Below are 20,835 nucleotides of genomic sequence, written 5' to 3'. Positions count from 1 at the left end.
GCTACCCCATCTGGTTACTTGCTGTCTGGCTATTGGTCATGGGTCTGCTGAGTGGGTGCAGCCCGGACTTTGAAGGCATGGGAGAGCAGCGTCTGGCATTATCCCAGCAGGAGCAGGGCAATATTGAAATTGTCGCCATGCAGACACCGGGAGATAATGACAAGCTTCTTAACGGGATTTTGCTGGCAGCAGAAGAAATCAACCGGCGCGAGGGAAAATTGCTCGGGCGTAACCTGAAAGTTCATATTGAGCAGGAAGGCGATACATTTGAGGCAACAAAATCCATGATCCGGCGTGTTGTTGCCAATCCGAGAGTGGCTGCCGTCCTGGGGCATCGCCGTTCCAGCATTGCTGTGCCTGCCTCGGCGATTTATGAACACAGCAAGGTTGTTTTCATGACGCCGTTTGCCACGGCCAAAAATCTGACCGGACACAGTTTCCAGTACGTGTTCCGCATGATTCCCAGTAATGAAGTCATGGCCGACCAGCTCGCAAGCGTGGCAAAAACACTTGGTTATCAACGAGTTGTGACGTTATACGCACGGGATGACCTGAATAGGGAAACCGCCTTCCTATTCGAAGATGCCGCTATTAATCAAGGCATCAAGCTGGTGAAGAGTTCCTCCTTCTTTGAGAAAGACAGCAATTACCGCCCGATTATTTCACAATTCAATAACGAATCCTTTGACGCGATATTTATTGCCTCTTCCGCCCCGGCTGCAGCATTAATGGCGAAACAACTGCGGGAAATGGGCATACAGGAACCTATTCTCGGTAGCAACAGCCTGAATCAGACAGCTTATACGGACAACGCTGGGAGTGCCGCCGAAAATACCATTATCCCTTCCATTTACCATCCGGATGAAGGCAACCCGGTTACCCGGCAGTTTATCCGTCAATATCAGGAAAAATACCAGACAGAACCAGACTACAACGCCGCACAGGGGTACGATTCCGTCATGTTACTGGCGGCCGCCATTGAAAAAGCCGGTTCCACACTCCCCCCACTGTTAAGTACTACCTTGCATTACATGCCTGCCTGGGTCGGTGTTACGGGTATCCACGCCTTTGATGAGTATGGTGACGTAAATGGTAAAAAATACTTTTTCAAAGTCTGGCAGGAACAGGCTTGGCAGGATATGCCCGCTATCCATGTCCCTTACCTGATTGACCGCTTTACGCAAAATCAGAAAACCCAGACAAACTTTCCCAAAGCCTTTACCCGCCGGATGCATGATGATGAACATAATACGTATCTGCTGGAGCTTGCACAGAACATCCTGAAATTCAATCGTATAGGTATCATCTATGAAAACACGGAAGATGGCCGTAAAGCTTCCGGGTACGAACTGCTGCAAACACTGGAAAACCAGCACAAGCTAAGCATCGTTGGTTGCGAAGTGCCTTTTTCCCTGCTGGACAACAAAGAGACAGAACGGGCCCTTCTGGCCTGCTACGGTACACTGTCACTGAACACCGATGCCCTGCTTGCCCCAAGTTTCCACGGTATCGACAGTAAATTGCAGGAACGGCTCAACAGCAGCCTGACCTTTTTCAAAATACCTGCCATCTCTCTGGATGAACGGAATACCGACCCCAACATAAGCCTGGTCCTAACCAAACGGACGGATGTTGATGCCCAAGGGATCAGCGGTATGCACGTCTATAGCAGCCTGCTCAAAGGGCTGAAGGTACACGAATTCGCCGAACGTTTGAAAAACCTGCCAGAACTCACTGTTAATTTACACAATCTGCAATATCAAGGCTTTTCTGAACAACCAATTCTGGAGCTATCGCCAGATAACTACCTGTATTCGGACTCACCGCTCATACGGGGAGGCTCGACGCAATGAAAACGTTATCCACTATCAGCCTGGCAATCTGGTGTTTGCTCTGCATGCTGCCCATGGCCTCTCATGCCCTGGATAAAACCACTGAAAAAACAAAACTCTATATAGGCATTGTCCAAAACCGTCAACCTTACACGTATCTGGACAAGGAAAAGCGACCTAAAGGTATCCTGATAGAGAGGCTCAACACGTTATGCAGCCAAATCAAGGCAGACTGTGAATATGTGGCTGGCGAATCCGAGCAACTGCTGACAGACTTACAGACCTACCGGATACAAGGCATGCTTATTATTGATTCATTTGTTGTGCCCGATGTTGACCACATCAAGCTAACATCCCCTCTATGCGAAATTAAACCATTATTCCTCCAGCGGCAGAACGATGCACGTAAAAAAGCGGAGGACTTCAAAGGCACAACCATAGGCGTGGGTCATGGCTCCCTGTTACATCTGTACCTACTGGACGAATACAGCAGCCTGGCCAGAATACACCCTTACCTTACGCTTGAAAGCGGTGTATTTGACCTGGTATCCGGAAGAATTGACGCCTTGTTCACCGATGAGGCTTTTTTTCAGGCCAGAGTCGCTAAAACAGCACTGGCCAGTCAAACCAACCCGGCCCGCTTGATGAGTAGCGCCGTTGGCAAACCCGATTTCCCTGCAACCAGCATGACCTTGGCGGTAAGGGAACGTGACCAAGCGTTATTGAGCAGTCTTGAAAAGGCCATTAAGGCCAGCGGTAAGATAGCATCCTGTTCCAGCTTACTGGATAAGCAGCAAACGGATGAACGCAAGCCGCAGCCCGAAAAGTCGGCATCGACGACTGCCATAACACCAGTTCCGAACGATTGAGGACACCATGCAAACGACTGTAAACCACTCTTCTTCCCTGCTTACACGTTACTTGGCAATGTTCGCGCTGTATCTGCTGGTTATGCTTATCGCCCCTACTGCCTTGGCAGAAAAGAAAGCGGAATCTACCGGGCAAAGTGCTGAAAGCGATACGCCCACTGAAACCACTGAACAGCAGCAGGCAGAACCAGCAGCGGATAAGGATGTGCAAAACCCATCCACTGAACAGACTGATACAAATTCAGATTCCCAGCCCCCGGCGGCTTCTGAACCGGAGCCAAACGCCGAGTCTCAAATCGAAGACAGCATGGCTAATATCGAAGTCATCCAGCAGACGCTGGAGTCTCTGCGCAACGAGATTGAAAACAGTAAGGAAACCACCAGCCTTACGCGTGATAATGTGCAAACTATCCGCGACGGGATCAGCCTGATTGACGAAAAAATTAAGCAGGCTTACACTGGCCTCGATGAAAGCCGCACCGGTGTAGCTGCCAATACCAAAAGTATCACTAACCTGACCGAGGGTTTGTTGTCTGCCACCCGCGACATCAAGGCCAATGCTGCCGACCTGAGTTCACAAAAGTCCCTGATCGAGGACAACTCCATCCGTCTGTATGAAATACTGATTCAGATCAGCAGCATGAATGACGAGGTAGACCAATTTTCCAAAGCACTGGATAGCGTCAAGAACTCTGATCAGAAACAGGAACTCAAGCTGGTTATCGGTAGTGATCTGAATCGCCTGTGGATTATGCTTTCCATTATCTTGGTGTTCTTCTCCCCTGTAGCATTCGTGCTCTCCAGCAATCGTGACAATTACAGGCCTTTGATGGATGGAACCCAGCAACACCAGGGCATACTACTGGTCTGTCTTGGCGTATTTCTGGGCTATTTTGCTGTCGGTTTTGGCTTAATGTACGGCGAATCCAGCTCCGGCCTGATTGGAACAACCAATTACTTGCTGGAACCCATCAATACTAACCGGCAACCTGTCACGCCGTTTAATGAGTTTGTGCTCTACCAAAGCGGTTTTGCCATGTTGGCCGCCATGATCGTTTACATTGCTGTCGGCAGGCAACTTTCCAGCGTTGCGCATCTGGTTCTGGCTTTATTCGTCGGCGTCGTTCTGATACCAATCTTTGGTCACTGGAGCTGGTCAAGCTATTTCATCCCTACCAACAAAGGTTGGCTGGAAGGAGCCGGGTTTGTGGATCAGGCAGGCGCAGTCACCATCAATACAGTGGCGGCGTGGTTTGCCTTCACCATTGTATGGAAATTAGGTAAATCGTCCCCACCACCACAACAAGCAGACAAGGAATTTGATGACCCGGTGTATTCCGCTAGTGCAACCTTGCTTCTGTGGATAAGCTGGATTGGCTTCACGACCGGAACCCTGCCGATTTCCAGCGAACAAATTCCCGGTGTCGTGCTGAATATAGGACTGGCGGGTAGTGCTGGCGGCATAACAGCCTTTATGCATTATGTCTTTTTCCATACGGACAAAAGCCAGATTGCACGTGCATTAGGTGGTTTTGTCAGTGGTCTGGTTGCCATCGCTGCCTGTGCCCAAAGTGTGACATTTATTGAAGCCCTGACCATTGGTGCCATTGCCGGATTGCTACAGAACCTGGCTTACAGCCTGTTGCGCAAAATTGTTCTCAAACAAAGCTGGCAGGTACGACCGGCTTATCTGGTTGCCATCCACGGTGTTGCGGGTATCTGGGGGGCTTTAAGCTTCGCCCTGTTCGGCTCGGAAAATACCTTCGGTGCACCTGATTTCACTCAACTGGTGACACAGGCGCAGGGCATCGCCACCGCATTGGCCTACAGCATTGTTACCGGGCATGTCGCCATGCTGCTGCTGGCGTTCCGCAAAAAACAACCGCAGACAGCATGAGAAAACACCTGTACAGATGCATGACCCACCTTCTCGCTTTCCTCCTGTCGCTGAATACCGTGGCAGTTGCCGACGACGACGGAAAAATTCCGGTCATGCGCATTGATGCAACAGAACACCCTCCGCTGCAAACCGGGCTGGAAACAGGCCGTCAGGCCAAAGCCCTGTTTCCCGATATTGAACGCCGTTACGACGCTCATCTGGCAGCCCTGTTCAGTCCAGCAGCTTTCGATGAAACTGTGCACAAATACCTTCCCGCCATACTGGCGCAGCTGGAACCGGAATATCAGGAAGAACTCAAGGGCGTGGCGGGCGCATGGTCTTTGGCCCGCGACAGCACGCCCGGTGACGGCCAACTGTCACTGGATGAATACCGCATCCTGAACCTGTTGCCCGACTTGGGCTTTGCGCCGAACGGTTCGGGATTCGGTGCCTTCGGCAAGGCATCGGCGGAAAACGGGCCGATTGTCGGGCGCAACCTGGACTGGAACAGTTCCCCCGAATTACGCAGCCTGCAAGCCATTACCGTTTATGAATACGACGACCGCAGCATCGTCAATATCGGTTTTGCAGGCATTGTCTCTGTCATGAGCGGCTTCAATAGTCAGGGATTATTTTTATCCCTGTTTGGCGCAGAACCTTATTCGCCTTACCGTTCCGTCAACATGCCCGATAAAGGTCTGAGTTCCAGCGTATTTGAACTGCGCCGGGCGCTGGAAAAATCATCCTCCGTTACCAGGGCGTCGGCTGACCTGCAATACAAAACTTACAGCTTCAGTAACAATATCCTGATGGCAGACAAACGTAGCGTGCAGGTACTTGAATACCCGGCAGGCGGTATTGCCCAGATCCGCCTCTGGAGCAGCCCGCTACGTACCAACCGGCAATGGGAAAAGCCGCAACAAATCGCGCTGGTCGATTGCCACCTGCTGGCGACCCTGCCTGATAACTGCAAGGATGCCAACGATGTGGTGCGCTGGCAGCGCTTGCGTACGCTTGCTGGATTCAGTGCCACCCAACCGGCAAATGGCAATGCCATATCTGCCCTGCTGTTCGACACCTCCAACAGGAGCTATGAGATTTTCAACGATGAAACACTGCAATCCATGGTTTTCCTGCCAGCCGACAACAGCCTTTATTTATACACCGCCCCGGTTAGCGGTAAAGCACCTCTAGCGCCTGTTCATCAACCCTACCTGGATTTGCTGGCCCAAAACGGGGAAAGCCTGGATAACGGCAGCAAAGGCATCAGCAGTATCTGGCTTGCCTGGCTGGCGATATTACTATTACTGGGCATAACCGTGTGGGTAAGCCTGCACTCCCGCCCACCCTCAGATGGATTCAGGGATGGATAATACTTTCAGTACGCGCCATATCGTACAAGACCCGTTACGTGATTCTACCTATTGGGATCACGTTGTTCCCCGTGCGGGTGACATCATTATCGCCACCTGTTACAAGGCGGGCACTACCCTGACCCAGCAGGTCGTGAACCTGCTGCTGCATGGCGACAAGGATTTTGACACCATGCGCAACCTGAGCCCCTGGGTGGAGTCCAGCCTGCACGCGCCACCACCGGAAGCAATCGAAACCCTGCCCTCCCCGCGTTTCCTGAAAACCCATCTCCACCCACAAGCCCTGCCTTGGCGTGAGGAATGGAAATACATCTATCTGGCGCGTGACGGGCGCGATGTCGGCCTGTCGCTGTACAACCATATCCGTACCATGGCGGAAGAGTTTGCAGCCATTGGCAAACCCATCCCCCCTGTCCATAACATTCCGGCAGACTTTGGCAAATTCTGGGACCAGTGGGTGGAAACCGGCAAGCCGCGCTGGGATTTCTGGGAAAATGTCAATCACTGGTGGCAGGTGCGTCACCAGCCCAATGTACTGCTCATACACTACAGCGACCTGATCAACAACAAGCCCATCGAAGCGGAAAGGCTTGCCCGTTTCCTTGGTTGCGAATGGAATGCATCGGTTTGTGACAGGGTTTGCGACTATTCTTCCCTGGAATACATGCGCAATCTGGAACTGGCTGGGAAACTGGGTTCGCCCAACAAAAACAAGCAAAAAACCGGCCTGATAAACAAGGGAACCAACGGTCGCTGGAAAGACTTGCTGACCGACAAACAACTGGAACGTTATGAAGCAATGGCTGCACAAAAGCTGGAACCTGCCTGTGCGGAATGGCTGCACCATGGCGGGCATATCGGCCAGGAAGGGAACATGCATGAGGTGAACCCGTGTATCCGCCCTCTTCGAATCGACACATAAGCCTGCCCCTACCAATCGTCACAACACTTAAGCAAAAAAACATGGATATAACCCCCGCACAAGCCAGGCAAGCAATGACTGAAGCTGATGAACTGTATTCTGCCGCAGCAGTGAATCAGGCGCTGGATATAATGGCGCAAGACAGGCTCGGCATTAGCGCCCGCTTGCCAAAACGTAATTACAGTCATCACAAGGATTATCGTGACTACTACGATGCCCATACCCAAAAACTGGTCGCAGACCATTTTGCTGAAGACATTGATTTGTTTGGCTACACATTTGGATAACGCGAGGTATCTACCATGACCGTGCCTAACCCATTATTCCTGACCCAACGGCGTATGCCGGACAAACAGATGCCCGTCGGATTGAGCCGTTTTCAGCGCCTGCTGCTGGTAACAGATGGCACTGTAACCGAAATGCTGGAGCAATATCTGGAAGAAAAAATCAAGGTCAAAAAGCTGTACGAAAAAATTGAACCGGATTTTCAGCAGGTCTTTGCCCACCATCAGCCCTGGCTGGATCAGGGGATTGAACCGGTCATGCAGCGGGAAATCCTGTTACAGGGTCAAAGCTCGCTTAATAACTGGGTACACGCTGAATCTACCGTTCTCCTCAACCATCTTAATCAAGGGTTCCGCACCGATTTGCTGGGTTCGCGGGAACCCATTGGCTGCCTGTGGGAAAAATACCAGGTCGAAACCTTCAAAAGCATTCTCGACTTTGAACAACGTGCGGCTGGTGCGGAACTGGCCGACCATTTCCGCATCACCCCCCAGGATCAGGTAATCTCACGTACCTATAGCGTATATTCCGGTGGCAAGCTGATCATGATTATTACCGAAACCTTTCCCAACCTCTTTTTCAGAAACTGATTGCCCATGCCAATGCCTACGACATCATTCGCCGCCTTGCTGGATGGCCTGACCCGGACAGCAAGCCTGGGCAGCAACACCCTGGGTGATCTCGGCACACAGGTCTGCTATCAGGAGCTACCGGCTTATCTGCAAGCAGTGGAAAAGCGCCTACAGGCATTAGGCATCCAGCATGACGAATGCATCGCCTTTGAGTGTCAGAATACCACCGCTGCCCTTCTGGTTATGCTCAGCCTGTTTTACCGGGGGCAACACTTGCTGTTACTGCCACCGGAAGCCAGCCCGTTAAAGGAACCGGGGTTCAAACCTGACATCCCCGCATTCTGCAAAACACACCTCACCGTTGCCAACGGTGAAACCAACACCGGCAGTATTGCTGATTTGCTCCATAGCTACCCGCATGAGCAATACGACCCGCAGGCATTTGCAAACATCCAGACCCACGGCGAACGCCTGTTGTTATTACGCACTTCGGGTAGCATGGGCGATGCCAAAATTGTGCGTTTCAGCCATGCCAAACTGCTGGGTAATGCCGCCAACTGTACTGAGCGTTTTGGGCTGAAGGCAAGCTCACGCGTAACCATTGCAGTGCCGGTCTTCCACATGTACGGTCTGGGTGCCGGTTTTATCCCGTCACTGCTGGCCGGGGCCAGTATCAATGTGCAGGCCAATACCAATATCCTGCGCTTTCTGGAAAATGAGCGCAGCTTCAAGCCGGATGTGGTGTACCTGAACCCGACCCTGGCAACCATGCTGCTGAAAGGTCGGCGCAGCAAGCAGGCGTTTACCCGCACGATCAGCGCTGGTGCTGCTTTCCCGGAAAAGCTTTATGAGGAATACCGCGAACGCTTTGGTCTGTTGACCAACCTGTATGGCAGTACTGAAATGGGCGCGGCGGCTACCACGGTTGCCCATCTGGATGGCGACCGGCCTAACCGCCTATTGCCCCTGTCCAGCGTGGCAATGCTTATTGAGCCGGATAGTCAGGCATTGCACTGCCTGCATCCTTACGGCTTTGACGGCTACCTTAATAGCCGGGGTGAAACACTGCCAGTGAGTACACACCCTTACAATACCGGCGATGTCGCCCGCCAGCTGGATGACGGGCGTATTGAACTGCTTGGGCGTCAGAGCGACAGCACCAACCGTGCCGGTTTTCTGGTACAGTTTGCTGATGTGGAAAACGCCCTGTTACGCACCCATACCGTAGAACAGGCCGTAGTGCTGTGTAGCGACGAGGAAACTGTACGCGGTCAGAAGCTGTACGCTTTTTGTATCGCTGGAAAAAACACACCCGAAGAGCAACCCGTTACTGCGGAATCCATCCGTCAGGCCTGCTTTGAATATTTGCCCCGCTATGCAGTGCCCGATGAAATCATCCTGCAAAAAACCTTGCCACTCTCGCCCAGCGGCAAGGTCGACCGTCGCATTCTTCAACAACATATCAAGGAATAACAGGAACTTAAGCCATGAACGAAATAACTGAGCGCCTCAAACACATTATCGCCAACGAACTGGATGTCAATGTTAGTGAAGACAGCATCCAGGAAGATGACAGCCTGTTGGAAGGTGGTGTCGGCCTGGATTCGGTCGCCGTCATGGAATTCATCAGTATTATCGAAGAAAAATTTGCCTTTGAATTTTCCGATGACGAGCTGGGCATGGAGCCATTCCAGAGCCTGAATACACTGAGCGCGTTTGTTGCTGGCAAAATGTCTGCCGCCGCCGCTTAAGGAGCACCCCCCCATGACTGTTATTACCCCTATTACCCCAATCAAACAGGAACTGAAACAGGTTTCCCGCCGTGGCTTTATTACCAACCTGGAAGGCAGCCGTCGCGGTTTTATTACCAATTACCCCAATCCGACCCAGTGGAACCCCCTGAATGAAACGGACGTAATGTCGCGGGAACCGTTGAATATTTACGTGCACATCCCATTTTGCGCCCAGCAATGCTCGTATTGCTATTACCGCGTTGTTACCGGCGCCAAACGCGATGAAATGAACCGTTACGCCGATGCCTTGTGTCAGGAAATGGCCATGGCGGCGGAACGCTACAACCTGAAGGATCGCCCTATCCGCTCCATCTATTTCGGTGGCGGTACCCCGACCATGTTGCAACGTGAACAACTGGAGCGTATTACCCAGGGAATCAGGGATAATTTCAACCACATTATGCCCAATGCTGAATTCACGATAGAAGGTGAACCGGTTTCCATGACGCAAAAGACGGCGGATGCCTTCCGTGACCTGCCGATTCCCGTAACCCGTATCAGCATGGGCGTGCAATCGCTGGATGATGATGTAGTCAAGCATACCCAGCGCAAGGATACGGTTGACCGCGTTATCAAGGCGATCAACATCGCGCAAAGCGTCGTGCCCAACGTCAATATCGACCTGATGAGCGGCCTGGCGGGTGAAACCATGGAAACCTGGCAAAACAGCGTCCATCGTGCCCTGGAAACCGGCGTAGCCAGCATTACCGTTTACAAGACCGAGGTTTATGCCAACAGCCAGTATTTCCGCGACCTGCGCAAGAGCAAAATCCGTCTGCCGGATGACGATGAAGAACTCCGCTACTTTGAGTACGCGGTAGATGCCTTTGAAAAAGCCAACTACAAACCATGGAGCTTCTTCGCCTACACCAAAAATGGTGATTATCCGCATGTGCATGCCCCCAGCCTGTGGCGGGGCGAAGATTACCTGCCGCTGGGCACTTCGGCATTCGGTAAAATCGGCGACCAATTATTCCAGAATTCCAACGACCCGGAAAAATACATGCAAACCATTGAGTCCGGGCATTTTGCAGTCAACCGCGGCCATAAGCTGACCTGTCAGGACAAAATGGTGCGCACCGTTCTGGTAGGCATGAAGCTGATGAAGCTGGATCTGGATTTCTTCCAGCAGGCCACCGGCTATCGCCTGGAAAAGCTGTGCGCGCCGATGGTTAATGAGTTGCAGGAGAACGGCTTTATTACCCTGAACGGCGGAGAGAAACCGACCGAACTGGTCATGACCCGCAAAGGCATCCTGCACGGGGATTATGTCGGCAAGCAATTGGGTCGTGCCTTGCAGGAACTGGGTTAAAGCAAACAAAACGCCATGCAGACAAATGATTGGCCAGCAGACTTTGCGGCGGCACTACGGCGGGAAGCTGAAACCTGTTTGCAGCAGGTTGCCACGACTGACAAGCCGGTACTACTGGTGTCAGTCGGTGGTTTTGATGGTCAGGATTTACCCATGTCGGGCAGCTTGCAGCCCAGCAAACACCTGCAAGCCTGCCCTAACCTGCAAGCCCTGCTAGGTTGCGTGGTTCCTCCCCTGGGGCGTGTTTGCCTGTTTCGTCAGACAGGCACTGCCTCCCCAGCCAGCCCGCTGTATCAGAATGAGGCTCATGGGCTTTTTTACCAGACCCATTTTGTGTTACTGACTGATACAGCCTGTTTGTTGCTGGAGACGGAAACCCTCACCCCCCCGCCGCCCCTGCCAGAGGGAGAGGAACCAGGATCAAGTGCTGGCTTATTTGATTTGACCGGCCTGCCTCCGCAACCGCTGGCAGCACCTGAGCCAATCCGGCTGAATGTGGTTCCCCCCAGACTGGCGGTACTCTCGCCCGCACAGGTTGGGCAGTACCTGGATACCGTGCTGACGCATTGCCTGCCTTGTCTGGATGAAGCCGGCCCGCAGGCGCTCACGGCATACAGCGAAAGCTTTCTGCAGCGCTGGCAACACGATTACGTACAGTTTGGTGACAACTACGCAGGCGAATGGTCGTACCAGTCAGCCTTGAATATGTTCCGCGACAAACTGCTGCCGCTGGCAAATACCGCTGGCAAAACACTACCAACGGAAGACCAGCAAGCAGTTGGACAGGCATTAAAAATCATTACCAGCCAGTTAAACCTGTTTCCACCCGCCCCGCGCCGTGTTAACCGTCAGGTACTGCTAAAAGCCCGCCGTCGCCAGCAATTTCAGGTTGGCAGCCTGGAACTCGTTCCCCGCTTTGAGCGCCCGGTCTTCATTGTTTCAGCGCCGCGTGCCGGGAGCACTTTGCTGTTTGAAACCCTGTCGCAATTTCAGGAAATCTGGAGTACCGGCGAAGAGAACCACGCTTTGCTGGAAGACATTCCCGGCCTGCATCCGCGTGACCACGGATTCGCCTCCAACCGGCTGGAGGCAGCAGATGCCACCGGGAGTGTGCGTGGACAACTGCTACAAGCGTTTACCGGCAAGTTGCAAGACCGTGAGCAGCGATACTACCTAACCTTACCGGCAGAACAACGGCCGACCGGTATCCGTTTTCTGGAAAAAACACCGAAAAACGCCTTGCGTATCCCCTTTATCAAGGCATTGTTTCCCGATGCCCTGTTTGTCTATTTGCAACGGGATTTTCGCAGCAATGTCAGCAGCCTGATTGACGGCTGGCGCTCACAGCGCTTTGTTGCCTATCGTGACCTGCCGGGGTTTGCCAGCCGCCACTGGAGTTTCCTGCTGATACCCGGCTGGCAAACATTACACGACCGCAATATCGCCGAGATTGCCTGCCAACAATGGAACATCAGCAACCGGATCATCCGGGATGACCTTGCGCAACTACCTGAACAGGACTGGATGGGGATTGATTACCATGACCTGATTACCCAACCCGGAACCCTTATCCGCCAATTTGCCGCCTTTGCTGGTCTGGCGTGGGATCAAGTCATTCAGAGCCGTTGCGAAAATGGTTTGCCGGTTTCCCGCCTGACGTTAAGTTCACCCCAACAAGACAAATGGAAAAAGCACCTGCATTTACTGAACACCCTCCCGGTGCAGGCTGCTGAATAACCCCATTAGAATGGAATGGAGAATACGTGTTATGAAAAAACTATTATCAGGCTCTCTGGTATTGACCTTGAGCTGTTTTGCCAGCACCACCCTGAAGGCCGAAGTGATCCCTTTTGATTCGGCACGCTGGGAGTTCAACCCCGGCGCAAAAGTGGAAGAATACCTGGGGAAAACCGCCCTCAAACTGGGGCACAAGCCACCAGATGCCCCTGTCAGTCTGGGCATTGCCACGCTCAAGGACATGGACTTTAGCAACGGCATCATCGAATACGATATTGCCTTTGGTGAAACCCGCACCTTTGGTGGCGTGAAATTCCACGTACAATCCCCCGAAAATTACGAAAAGTTTTACATGCGCGCCCACCAGTCCGGCAATCCGGACGCCAACCAGTACATGCCCATCTACAATGGTGTGCAAAGCTGGCAGTTGTATTACGGCGCACCTTACGCTACCCCGGTGAAATACAAGTTTGACGAATGGATGCACGTCAAGCTGGTGGTGGCAGACAAACTGGTCGATATTTACCTTGATGATATGGAAAAGCCGATCCTGACCAGCGAATTAAAGCGTGAGGAGATGAACGGTACGGTTGGCCTGTGGGGCCTGAACATTACCGGGCCGGTACATTTCGCCAACTTTGATGTCACACCGATGGAGGAAGCCCCGGCAATCAAGGGAGAAGCCAAACCGGAAGCAGCGGCAGGATCCGGCACGGTAATGAACTGGTCAGTCTCCAATACCTTTGATGGCAAATCCCTGGCGGGCAAGACCCAACTGACCGATGCGGACACACAGGGGCTGGAATTCACCCCCTTGCAGGCAGAATCGACAGGTATGGTCAATCTCGCCAGGGCACACGGGCATGGAAAAGGCAGGGACACCATGTTTGCCAAGATCAACGTCAAGGCGGATAGCGCCCAGACCAAATCTTTGCAATTCGGCTTTAGCGACGCGGTAAATGTCTATCTGAACGGTCAGCTGCTGTTTTCGGGTAACGACCCCTACGAATCCCGCGATTACCGCTTTCTTGGCACAGTGGGTTTTTACGATACTGTCTACCTGCCTTTGCAAGAGGGGGATAATGAAATCCTGTTTGCGGTGACAGAAAGCCCGATGGTCAATGGCTGGGGCATGCAGGCGCGTTTTGCTGATATGCAAGGCATTTCCCTGACCGAGTAAACCTGAAAACACAAGGCGGAAAGAACCTGTCATGGCGGTTACAGAACGGGAAGGCGTTATCAAGTTTACCCTGGATCATGAGCTGGCTGATGCCTCTCTGATCAGGGCATTCAGCGGCTTTGAAGCACTTAACCCGTGCCGCAGTACCTTGTGGCAACTGGGTGTGCTGGGGCAGGATGACAGCCGTTACGAAGGGCTTGGCTACGGTAATGCCAGTATCCGTACGCCAAGCCCTGATTACCCAAACGCCTTTCTGATAACAGGCACACAAACCGGGTATCTGTCACAACTGTCAGCAGAACATTATTCGCTGGTAATGGACTTTGATTTACAGCAGTATTATTTGCGCAGCAAAGGCCCTTGCAAGCCTTCTTCGGAAGCCATGACACATGCAGCCCTTTATCAGCGGTTGCCGGATGTGGTCGCCGTTATTCACGGCCACAGCCCGGCTGTCTGGAACAGCGCCCACCGTTTGGGGCTGGCTTGCACTGCGGCGGATGTCCCCTACGGTACGCCGCAAATGGCCCAGGCCATACAGGATTTGCTGGGTGACGGTGAACCGCCCGGTAGCACCATCGTGATGCTTGGCCATGAGGATGGTTTTATCACTTGGGGAAATAGCTTGGAAAACACCCTGGAGAAGGTCAATAGCCTGTTAGAGGATGCCTCATGAAAAGATTGTTGCACAAAGACTGGAATCAACCTGTGCGGAGTGGCTGCACTACGACGGACACCACGACTAATCCATTATGAAATTAATCCAGTTTCTTGACCGGGAAGCCACCGAGTCTTACTCCCAGGTTATGCTGATCGCGGCCATTTCCGGCATGGCCAACAGCCTGCTGATCGGCATTATCAACCACGCCACCGAGGCGGTCGCCAACCAGGAAGACCTGACCCAGTATTTCCTGCTGTACATGATCGCCTTCGCGCTGTTCCTGTACGGGCAATGGTACGCCTTTGAACGCGCCATCCTGATTATTGAAAACGCCATTTTCCGAGTCAGGACCCGGCTTACCGGCAAGGTGCGGCAGGTCGAGCTGGCTTTCATGGAAAAAATGGGAGCCAACACGTTATACGGCCGCCTTACCCAGAACGACACCCTGATCTCGCAATCGATACCGATGATTGTCGGCAACTTCCAGATGTTTTCCCTGATGGTGTTCTCCTTGCTGTACCTGGGTTATATATCGCCAATCAGCTTTGTCATGACACTGGCCGCCATGGGACTGGGCGTCATGTATTTCATGACGCAATCCCGCTTTATCAAGAACTCCCTGCAAAACGTGCGACAGAAAGAGCAAATCTACTTCAAATCCATTTCCCATCTGGTCAACGGGTTCAAGGAAATCAAGGTCAATCAGCAGAAAGGCCGGGATTTATTGCAACGGATCGCCACCGTATCTACTGAAGCGCAGGACATCAAATCCGCTGTCAGAAAGCGGGAATCGCGCTTGTGGGGCTTTGGCCGCCTGTTTATTTACGTCCTGTTGCCTATTGTGGTGTTTATTGTTCCCAACTTCAGCCACGAACATGCGGGTAATATTTTCAAGATTTCCGCCACCCTGCTGTTCCTGATCGGCCCCACCACCATGCTGACCAACATGATTCCGCTAATGAACCGGGTCAACATGGCGATTGAGGATCTGTTTACCCTGGAACAGGAAATGGATGAAACCATTGCCCATGCGCATCAAAACGAACTTGTGGACAAAGCCCGGCAAAACTTTCAATGCATTAAAATCGACAATATCAGTTTCACTTACCCCAGTAGCAAGGGAACGGCATTTTCAGCCGGGCCTTTTAACGAAGAAGTCCACGCAGGCGAACTGCTGTTCATTATTGGCGGTAACGGCAGCGGGAAATCGACCTTCCTTAAACTGTTGACCGGTCTTTATTATCCCAACCAGGGCGGGCTTTACCTCGACAACACCCTGATTGACGATTCCAACTACCCGTATTACCGCAACCTGTTTTCCATTATCTTCACTGACTTCCATTTGTTCGACAAATTCTATGGCGTGGCGGATATTGACGTAGAGAAAGTCAATTACTGGCTGGAAAAAATGCGTATGCAACACAAGGTTAAATACCAGGACGACGGTTTCACCAGCACCGACCTTTCCACCGGACAGCGCAAGCGGCTGGCGTTTATCGCCGCCATGCTGGAGGACAAACCGATCCTGGTCATTGATGAATTCGCTGCCGACCAGGATCCCCAGTTCCGCCAGTATTTCTACGAGGAATTGCTCGGCGAAGTCAGGGACATGGGTAAAACCATTATCGCCGTCACTCACGACGACCATTATTTCCACGTCGCCGACCGGGTATGGAAGATGGATGAAGGCCGGATTGAGTTACACACTGCCAGCAAAGAAACATGATTACCTGAGGCCATGCTAGAATCTTTCCAGTGAATCAGCCTCAGGTAACAACAGTATGTCACTCGCCAAACAACCCGACTTCCTCAGTGTTGAAGCCTTCCTCGCCGGTGAAAAGCTCAGTGACACCCGGCACGAATACGTGGATGGCGTGGCTTATGCCATGGCGGGCAGTAACGTTAACCACAACCTGATCAGCGGCAATGTCTACCGCCTGCTGGGCAATCATCTGGCTAATCAGTCCTGCACGCCCTTCACCGCCGGCATGCTGCTCAAAACCACCCAGACCCGTTTCCGCTACCCGGATGTCGCTGTCTTTTGTGACGAGTTCGCGGGCAATGAAAACTATCTGGAAAATCCGGTATTACTGGTTGAAATGCTTTCCCACAGCACCCGCCAGAATGACAAAGGCAGCAAGCTGACTGAATACCTGGCGCTTCCTTCCTTGCGGGAATACGCCTTGATCGAGCAGGATTTTGTCGAAATTCAGGTGTTACGCAGGCGTAACGGCTGGCGGCCGGAAAACTACTATCTTGGACAGTCAATCACTTTTGAATCCGTCGGCGCAACACTCACCGTTGAAGACATTTACCACAAGGTCAACAATAGTGACGTACGTGATTGGCTGGAGCAATAAACTGATCAATAAGTCCTCATACTTTCTGACCAAATTTATCCATTAATAAAGGCAATCCGATGAAAACCATTGAAATATGCTCATACCCAAAATCAGGCAATACATGGGTGCGTCACCTTGTCTACCAATTTCTGGTTGATTCCGGGTCGCAAGACATTGAACTGCCGCAAGACATTCATGATGAGCCGGAATACGTCATTAATGAAAGAAAAGCTATTTCCACGCCTTATCTGAGTGAACGGATTTCTTTTTATAAGAGTCATGTTTTAGATAACACATCAGTCAACCCTAATCGCATTATCTATATTTACAGGCATCCGATTGATGTTTTCTTGTCTGCGCGCAACTGGTTTTATAAGAATAGCCCAAGGTTCAAGGAAGAACGACGTAAAAGCATTTTCGTGAACGGCATTCCGAAAAATGTCGATGAGGCTTTTCAGGATGGCAGCCTGAATTACTATTTCAGTGAATTCCAGGAAAAACTCGGGCGAAATTACTGGCCAGGCTTGTTGGGCGAAACCTCAAACTATTTCACTCATGTCATTTCTGCACTGGAAAACCCCAAAGTCTTCGCCATCAGATACGAAGATTTGCTTGCAAACACTAATGAAACAGTAAACCGATTTATGTCTGAAACCTTGGGTGTCAATTTTCCACCGGTTCAAATCAATCTGGAACCGGTAACACAAATGACAAAAAAACATACAGTTTATTGGAAAGCCACCTCAGGCAACAGATTCAAGTATTTATCACAACAACAGATAGACAGTTTTGAACAGGTTTACAAAGACAAACTGATAAAAATAGGCTATTGACAAAGCTCAACCCATTAGCTTGCGGGCGCGTAGCTCGGCATTGGCTTTGTCCAGCAAGTCCTGCGGCAAAGGCTGCTGTCTTGCCCAATCGGCAAAACGCTGTACGCCTTCAGCCAGGCCGACTTGCGGCACATACCCCAATACAGTTTGCAACCGCGTGATATCCGCATAATTATGCCGGATATCCCCCAAACGGTATTCAGCGGTAACCTGCAAGTTCCTCTCCCCATCCAGGGCATCACTTAGATGCCCGGCGATTTCTGTAACACTCGTCTTGCTTCCCGCCCCCACATTAATCACCTGATTAATACTGCCGGACATTTGCACCGCAGCCAGGAAGGCGTTGGCCACATCTTCCACATGCACAAAATCCCGTGTTTCCAAGCCGTCCTCAAAAATCGGCAAATGCTGCCCACAACGGATGCGGGTGGAAAAAATGGATAATATGCCGGTGTAGGGATTTTTCAAGGATTGCCCCTCGCCATAAACATTCTGCAAGCGCAGGATGGCATAGTCCATTCCCAATGAGGCGCAGGCTACCCGCACCAAATCCTCCTGGGCGTATTTGGTGGCGGCGTAAATGGAAGCGGGTTTGGCCGGGTCGGTTTCTTTCGTGGGCACTGGCATCAAGTTTGCACCGCAAGTTGCGCACTCGTGTTCCCAGCGGTGCGCGGCCAACTGATCCATGCTCCTGCCGTCAGGGTATACCCGCTTATCCGGAGAACAGGAGGGGCAAACATAAGCCCCTTCACCATAAATGGAACGGCTGGAAGCGAGAATGATGCGCTTGACGCTACGGCCTGCATCATTCGCCAACACATCCAGCAGTAATGCCGTGCCGCCGACATTGACCGCATTGTAACGGGCTATCTCATACATCGACTGGCCGGTGCCGGTTTCCGCCGCCAGATGGATCACGGTATCCACGCCCGCCAGCGCCGCGTGCACGTCCTGCTCATGGGTCACGGAGCCGCGCATGAATTCCACCCGTTGGTCACTTAACCAATCCAGCCCGGTGGGCAGTGCCCCATGTATCTGCGGAGCGAGATTATCCAGAATACGTACAGTATAACCTGCTTTGAGCAGGGTAGCCGTCAGATGAAAACCAATAAACCCTGCGCCACCTGTCAACAACACCAAAGACATAAATTTATTTCCTTATGCACCTTCACCATCAGGCAAATGTTCCTTAGCAAACGGAACCAAATGTTCCAGACCCAATTCCTGCATTCGCTGAATAACCGTTTGAGTGGAATTAGGCGCTTGGCTCGCAGGGTTGTTACTTTCCACCTCAATCCAGCGACGAACGTCACTATCCCGCGCCTCCCGGTAACGCTGCCTGTCCCAGCGCTCCACCATGCGCTGGTCAACACTGCCCAGATAATCAAGTAATGCTGCCTCGTTTGGAATGGAAATGGCCTGGTGCAAACGTTCGCGACCGTTAAAGCGCATTCCATGCACTAGACCAGCCAGCACATTAATGTATTCAACACTACGCGCGCGCCGCTGGAAACTTTCACGCGGGAAACCAAACAATTTTGGCCGACGCTGTATGAAAGTCAGGTCGCCGACCGAACGCCCCATCAGCCATAAGGCATTGAGAGCCGCACCTTCCGAGAAAATCAGCCGATCCGCCAGATAGTAATGCCTGAGTTGTTCCTTCAACGGCAGCGACTCGGGGCGCAAAACACTTACACCCACCCCAGCAAACAACTCCTCCAGATAGGACTCTCCCGCCATACAATAGGGCTGACCAGCGCGTGAAACATATAGGGTTCCGCTTTTTTCCACCTTACCGAAATGCCGTTCAACAACCGCATCCAGCAAATCCAGATAGGCCGCAGATGGGCCGTTGCCGATCCACTGCTCCGCCTGGGGGGGAACATGCAGCTCTGCAACTCGGGTAGGCTCGCTGATTAGTGTCACCTGTTCTGCTGGTACGCCGTACCAATCCAGCATGGCGCGGAAGAAGGCGGGCGTATCCTCCAGCGACCTGATCCCCGCGTCAGCGGTGGCAGCAAACAGGAAGCGTGCCTGCGGAAATTCCGTCACGCCTTGCAGGATACGTGTGCCGAAATCGACGATCTGATGCCCGAAATGATGGTAACAAGGGTCACACCACACGGCAGGCTCATCGATCCTTTGGCTAACGATAGGCGGCTGATCAGGCAGCGTGTCTATCGGCTTGCCATCGCGGCAAAAACGCGCTGCGACCTGACTGTCCCAATCCGGCAGGATGGGGCCGCCCTTATGCTCCAGAGGCGAGGAGCTGGTACGTTGCAGAATCACGTCGTAAGGAACCACCACCACATCCCGAAAAGATTCGACCCTGCCAAGCTTTTCCTGCATGTTTAAAGACATATTCAATTTTAATCAAACCTTGAGTTGAGCTTTATTGGGTGAATAACCACTACCTGCTTCTTTTTTGTAAACCTTGCCGGGACGTTTGGTGATAATCACCATCCCCTGATTTTCCGCCAGATTCAAAATTGCGTGTGAAAAATGTTCCGGAATAAAGACAATATCGCCCGCCTGCTGCTCACATTCGTAAGTGGCGACACCCGCACGACGTACCTGCTCCGGCCCTTCCGCAAACCAGTCGCGTGAAAAGGTTCCCGCGCCATAATCTTCATGGCACTGCTTCAGAACCTCCCACCCCTGGGGAGCGACCTCCGGGTCGGCGTCATACATCACCCAGTGCTTGGTTCCGTACTGCAACAGGTTGAACGCATCCATGTGGCAATGCGGCAGAGAGCCGCCGTCAGCATTGGCGTGAAAGAAAAAGTAGGCGTTAATCCCTGTCCTGGCGAAGAAAGGATTGGGCAAGGGAATGTCTTCCAGAAGCCTGGGTAAATGCTGGTTTTCAGGCTCAAATGTCTCAAACGTCATGGTGCTCAAGTGAGCATACTGCTGAAAATATTCCCGCAACGAACACTTTTCCTTGGAGTAGGCAGGCCGGGAGTCGCGGGCAACCGTGCATTGAAAATCCCCCATCTCCCCGGTCAGATAATCCCGCGTCCACTTCCGCATAAAATCCCAGTGGGCACAGGCGTTCTTGAGCAACACCGGCACACGTGGCTTGAAGTAATTTTCCATGAAATGTTCATGCGTCATATCAGCCGCCGGTACAGCCTCGACCGGTAGACTGGGAGCCACTTCAAGCGTTGCTGAACTCATAAAAATCCTCCTCCACATCCAGGTTTGCTCATTTAGATGCCATGCAGCATAGCAAGAACCGTCAGCCCCCA

The 20,835-nt window shown here is 52.2% G+C and carries 19 protein-coding genes; 16 read left to right on the top strand and 3 right to left on the bottom strand.

Translation table 11 applies throughout. The annotated features are described in order from the left end of the window. The first annotated feature begins 38 nt into the window (after window positions 1-38). From THINI_RS22280 to THINI_RS22205, 16 genes are all read left to right on the top strand, one after another. Window positions 39-1,853, top strand: coding sequence for an ABC transporter substrate-binding protein (locus THINI_RS22280; RefSeq protein WP_169314651.1), 1,815 nt, complete (start codon window positions 39-41; stop codon window positions 1,851-1,853). Then, window positions 1,850-2,701, top strand: a complete 852-nt coding sequence (locus THINI_RS22275) for a substrate-binding periplasmic protein (protein WP_002710745.1) — start codon at window positions 1,850-1,852, stop codon at window positions 2,699-2,701. The genes THINI_RS22280 and THINI_RS22275 overlap by 4 nt, the downstream gene beginning before the upstream one ends. A gap of 7 nt (window positions 2,702-2,708) precedes the next feature. After that, window positions 2,709-4,598, top strand: coding sequence for an ammonium transporter (locus THINI_RS22270; RefSeq protein WP_002710744.1), 1,890 nt, complete (start codon window positions 2,709-2,711; stop codon window positions 4,596-4,598). A gap of 20 nt (window positions 4,599-4,618) precedes the next feature. After that, the gene (locus THINI_RS22265) at window positions 4,619-5,953 is read left to right on the top strand and encodes a C45 family autoproteolytic acyltransferase/hydrolase (RefSeq protein WP_040839718.1); all 1,335 of its coding nucleotides are present in this window, start codon (window positions 4,619-4,621) and stop codon (window positions 5,951-5,953) included. Beyond that, window positions 5,946-6,875: a sulfotransferase domain-containing protein gene (locus tag THINI_RS22260; protein WP_002710742.1), complete on the top strand. Its 930-nt coding sequence runs from the start codon at window positions 5,946-5,948 to the stop codon at window positions 6,873-6,875. The genes THINI_RS22265 and THINI_RS22260 overlap by 8 nt, the downstream gene beginning before the upstream one ends. A gap of 41 nt (window positions 6,876-6,916) precedes the next feature. Then, window positions 6,917-7,162, top strand: a complete 246-nt coding sequence (locus tag THINI_RS22255; RefSeq protein ID WP_040839715.1) for a type I phosphoribosyltransferase — start codon at window positions 6,917-6,919, stop codon at window positions 7,160-7,162. Window positions 7,163-7,177: 15 nt separating this feature from the next. Next, on the top strand, window positions 7,178-7,750 hold the full coding sequence (locus THINI_RS22250) for a chorismate--pyruvate lyase family protein (protein WP_002710740.1): 573 nt from the start codon (window positions 7,178-7,180) through the stop codon (window positions 7,748-7,750). A gap of 6 nt (window positions 7,751-7,756) precedes the next feature. Beyond that, on the top strand, window positions 7,757-9,205 hold the full coding sequence (locus tag THINI_RS22245) for a class I adenylate-forming enzyme family protein (protein ID WP_081485922.1): 1,449 nt from the start codon (window positions 7,757-7,759) through the stop codon (window positions 9,203-9,205). A 14-nt stretch (window positions 9,206-9,219) separates the two neighbouring features. Continuing rightward, window positions 9,220-9,483 carry an acyl carrier protein gene (locus THINI_RS22240; RefSeq protein WP_002710738.1) on the top strand — a complete coding sequence of 88 codons (264 nt, stop codon included), beginning with the start codon at window positions 9,220-9,222 and terminating at the stop codon, window positions 9,481-9,483. Between the two features lie 13 nt (window positions 9,484-9,496). Then, entirely contained in the window at window positions 9,497-10,837 is a 1,341-nt protein-coding gene (locus tag THINI_RS22235; protein ID WP_002710737.1) for a coproporphyrinogen-III oxidase family protein, read from the top strand. Between the two features lie 15 nt (window positions 10,838-10,852). Beyond that, the gene (locus tag THINI_RS22230; RefSeq protein ID WP_050988104.1) at window positions 10,853-12,574 is read left to right on the top strand and encodes a sulfotransferase family protein; all 1,722 of its coding nucleotides are present in this window, start codon (window positions 10,853-10,855) and stop codon (window positions 12,572-12,574) included. Between the two features lie 31 nt (window positions 12,575-12,605). Beyond that, window positions 12,606-13,754 carry a LamG domain-containing protein gene (locus THINI_RS22225; RefSeq protein WP_002710735.1) on the top strand — a complete coding sequence of 383 codons (1,149 nt, stop codon included), beginning with the start codon at window positions 12,606-12,608 and terminating at the stop codon, window positions 13,752-13,754. Window positions 13,755-13,785: 31 nt separating this feature from the next. Further along, window positions 13,786-14,427, top strand: a complete 642-nt coding sequence (locus THINI_RS22220) for a class II aldolase/adducin family protein (protein ID WP_002710734.1) — start codon at window positions 13,786-13,788, stop codon at window positions 14,425-14,427. 76 nt (window positions 14,428-14,503) lie between these two features. Then, the gene (locus THINI_RS22215) at window positions 14,504-16,138 is read left to right on the top strand and encodes a cyclic peptide export ABC transporter (protein WP_002710733.1); all 1,635 of its coding nucleotides are present in this window, start codon (window positions 14,504-14,506) and stop codon (window positions 16,136-16,138) included. A gap of 55 nt (window positions 16,139-16,193) precedes the next feature. Next, window positions 16,194-16,772, top strand: coding sequence for a Uma2 family endonuclease (locus tag THINI_RS22210; protein ID WP_002710732.1), 579 nt, complete (start codon window positions 16,194-16,196; stop codon window positions 16,770-16,772). A gap of 59 nt (window positions 16,773-16,831) precedes the next feature. Then, entirely contained in the window at window positions 16,832-17,587 is a 756-nt protein-coding gene (locus tag THINI_RS22205) for a sulfotransferase domain-containing protein (RefSeq protein WP_002710731.1), read from the top strand. A gap of 6 nt (window positions 17,588-17,593) precedes the next feature. Here THINI_RS22205 and THINI_RS22200 read toward each other — a convergent pair whose 3' ends face one another. The 3 genes from THINI_RS22200 to THINI_RS22190 are packed head-to-tail and all read right to left on the bottom strand — an operon-like array spanning window position 17,594 to window position 20,764. After that, complete coding sequence (locus THINI_RS22200; protein WP_002710730.1) at window positions 17,594-18,733, bottom strand: NAD-dependent epimerase/dehydratase family protein; 1,140 nt, start codon at window positions 18,731-18,733, stop codon at window positions 17,594-17,596. A 12-nt stretch (window positions 18,734-18,745) separates the two neighbouring features. Further along, window positions 18,746-19,954: a glycosyltransferase family 61 protein gene (locus tag THINI_RS22195; protein ID WP_154724483.1), complete on the bottom strand. Its 1,209-nt coding sequence runs from the start codon at window positions 19,952-19,954 to the stop codon at window positions 18,746-18,748. Between the two features lie 6 nt (window positions 19,955-19,960). Continuing rightward, entirely contained in the window at window positions 19,961-20,764 is an 804-nt protein-coding gene (locus THINI_RS22190; protein WP_002710728.1) for a cupin-like domain-containing protein, read from the bottom strand. Window positions 20,765-20,835: the final 71 nt, after the last annotated feature.

Source organism: Thiothrix nivea DSM 5205, from assembly GCF_000260135.1.
Lineage (GTDB): Bacteria > Pseudomonadota > Gammaproteobacteria > Thiotrichales > Thiotrichaceae > Thiothrix > Thiothrix nivea.
This window is presented reverse-complemented; position numbering and strand designations above follow the sequence as displayed.

Coding starts and splice junctions, on each gene's coding strand:
- THINI_RS22225 (WP_002710735.1), top strand. CDS start 12,606: ATGAAAAAACTATTATCAGGCTCTCTGGTATTGACCTTGAGCTGTTTT.
- THINI_RS22280 (WP_169314651.1), top strand. CDS start 39: ATGGGTCTGCTGAGTGGGTGCAGCCCGGACTTTGAAGGCATGGGAGAG.
- THINI_RS22235 (WP_002710737.1), top strand. CDS start 9,497: ATGACTGTTATTACCCCTATTACCCCAATCAAACAGGAACTGAAACAG.
- THINI_RS22210 (WP_002710732.1), top strand. CDS start 16,194: ATGTCACTCGCCAAACAACCCGACTTCCTCAGTGTTGAAGCCTTCCTC.
- THINI_RS22215 (WP_002710733.1), top strand. CDS start 14,504: ATGAAATTAATCCAGTTTCTTGACCGGGAAGCCACCGAGTCTTACTCC.
- THINI_RS22250 (WP_002710740.1), top strand. CDS start 7,178: ATGACCGTGCCTAACCCATTATTCCTGACCCAACGGCGTATGCCGGAC.
- THINI_RS22245 (WP_081485922.1), top strand. CDS start 7,757: ATGCCAATGCCTACGACATCATTCGCCGCCTTGCTGGATGGCCTGACC.
- THINI_RS22190 (WP_002710728.1), bottom strand. CDS start 20,764: ATGAGTTCAGCAACGCTTGAAGTGGCTCCCAGTCTACCGGTCGAGGCT.
- THINI_RS22230 (WP_050988104.1), top strand. CDS start 10,853: ATGCAGACAAATGATTGGCCAGCAGACTTTGCGGCGGCACTACGGCGG.
- THINI_RS22240 (WP_002710738.1), top strand. CDS start 9,220: ATGAACGAAATAACTGAGCGCCTCAAACACATTATCGCCAACGAACTG.
- THINI_RS22220 (WP_002710734.1), top strand. CDS start 13,786: ATGGCGGTTACAGAACGGGAAGGCGTTATCAAGTTTACCCTGGATCAT.
- THINI_RS22255 (WP_040839715.1), top strand. CDS start 6,917: ATGGATATAACCCCCGCACAAGCCAGGCAAGCAATGACTGAAGCTGAT.
- THINI_RS22200 (WP_002710730.1), bottom strand. CDS start 18,733: ATGTCTTTGGTGTTGTTGACAGGTGGCGCAGGGTTTATTGGTTTTCAT.
- THINI_RS22260 (WP_002710742.1), top strand. CDS start 5,946: ATGGATAATACTTTCAGTACGCGCCATATCGTACAAGACCCGTTACGT.
- THINI_RS22205 (WP_002710731.1), top strand. CDS start 16,832: ATGAAAACCATTGAAATATGCTCATACCCAAAATCAGGCAATACATGG.
- THINI_RS22275 (WP_002710745.1), top strand. CDS start 1,850: ATGAAAACGTTATCCACTATCAGCCTGGCAATCTGGTGTTTGCTCTGC.
- THINI_RS22270 (WP_002710744.1), top strand. CDS start 2,709: ATGCAAACGACTGTAAACCACTCTTCTTCCCTGCTTACACGTTACTTG.
- THINI_RS22265 (WP_040839718.1), top strand. CDS start 4,619: ATGACCCACCTTCTCGCTTTCCTCCTGTCGCTGAATACCGTGGCAGTT.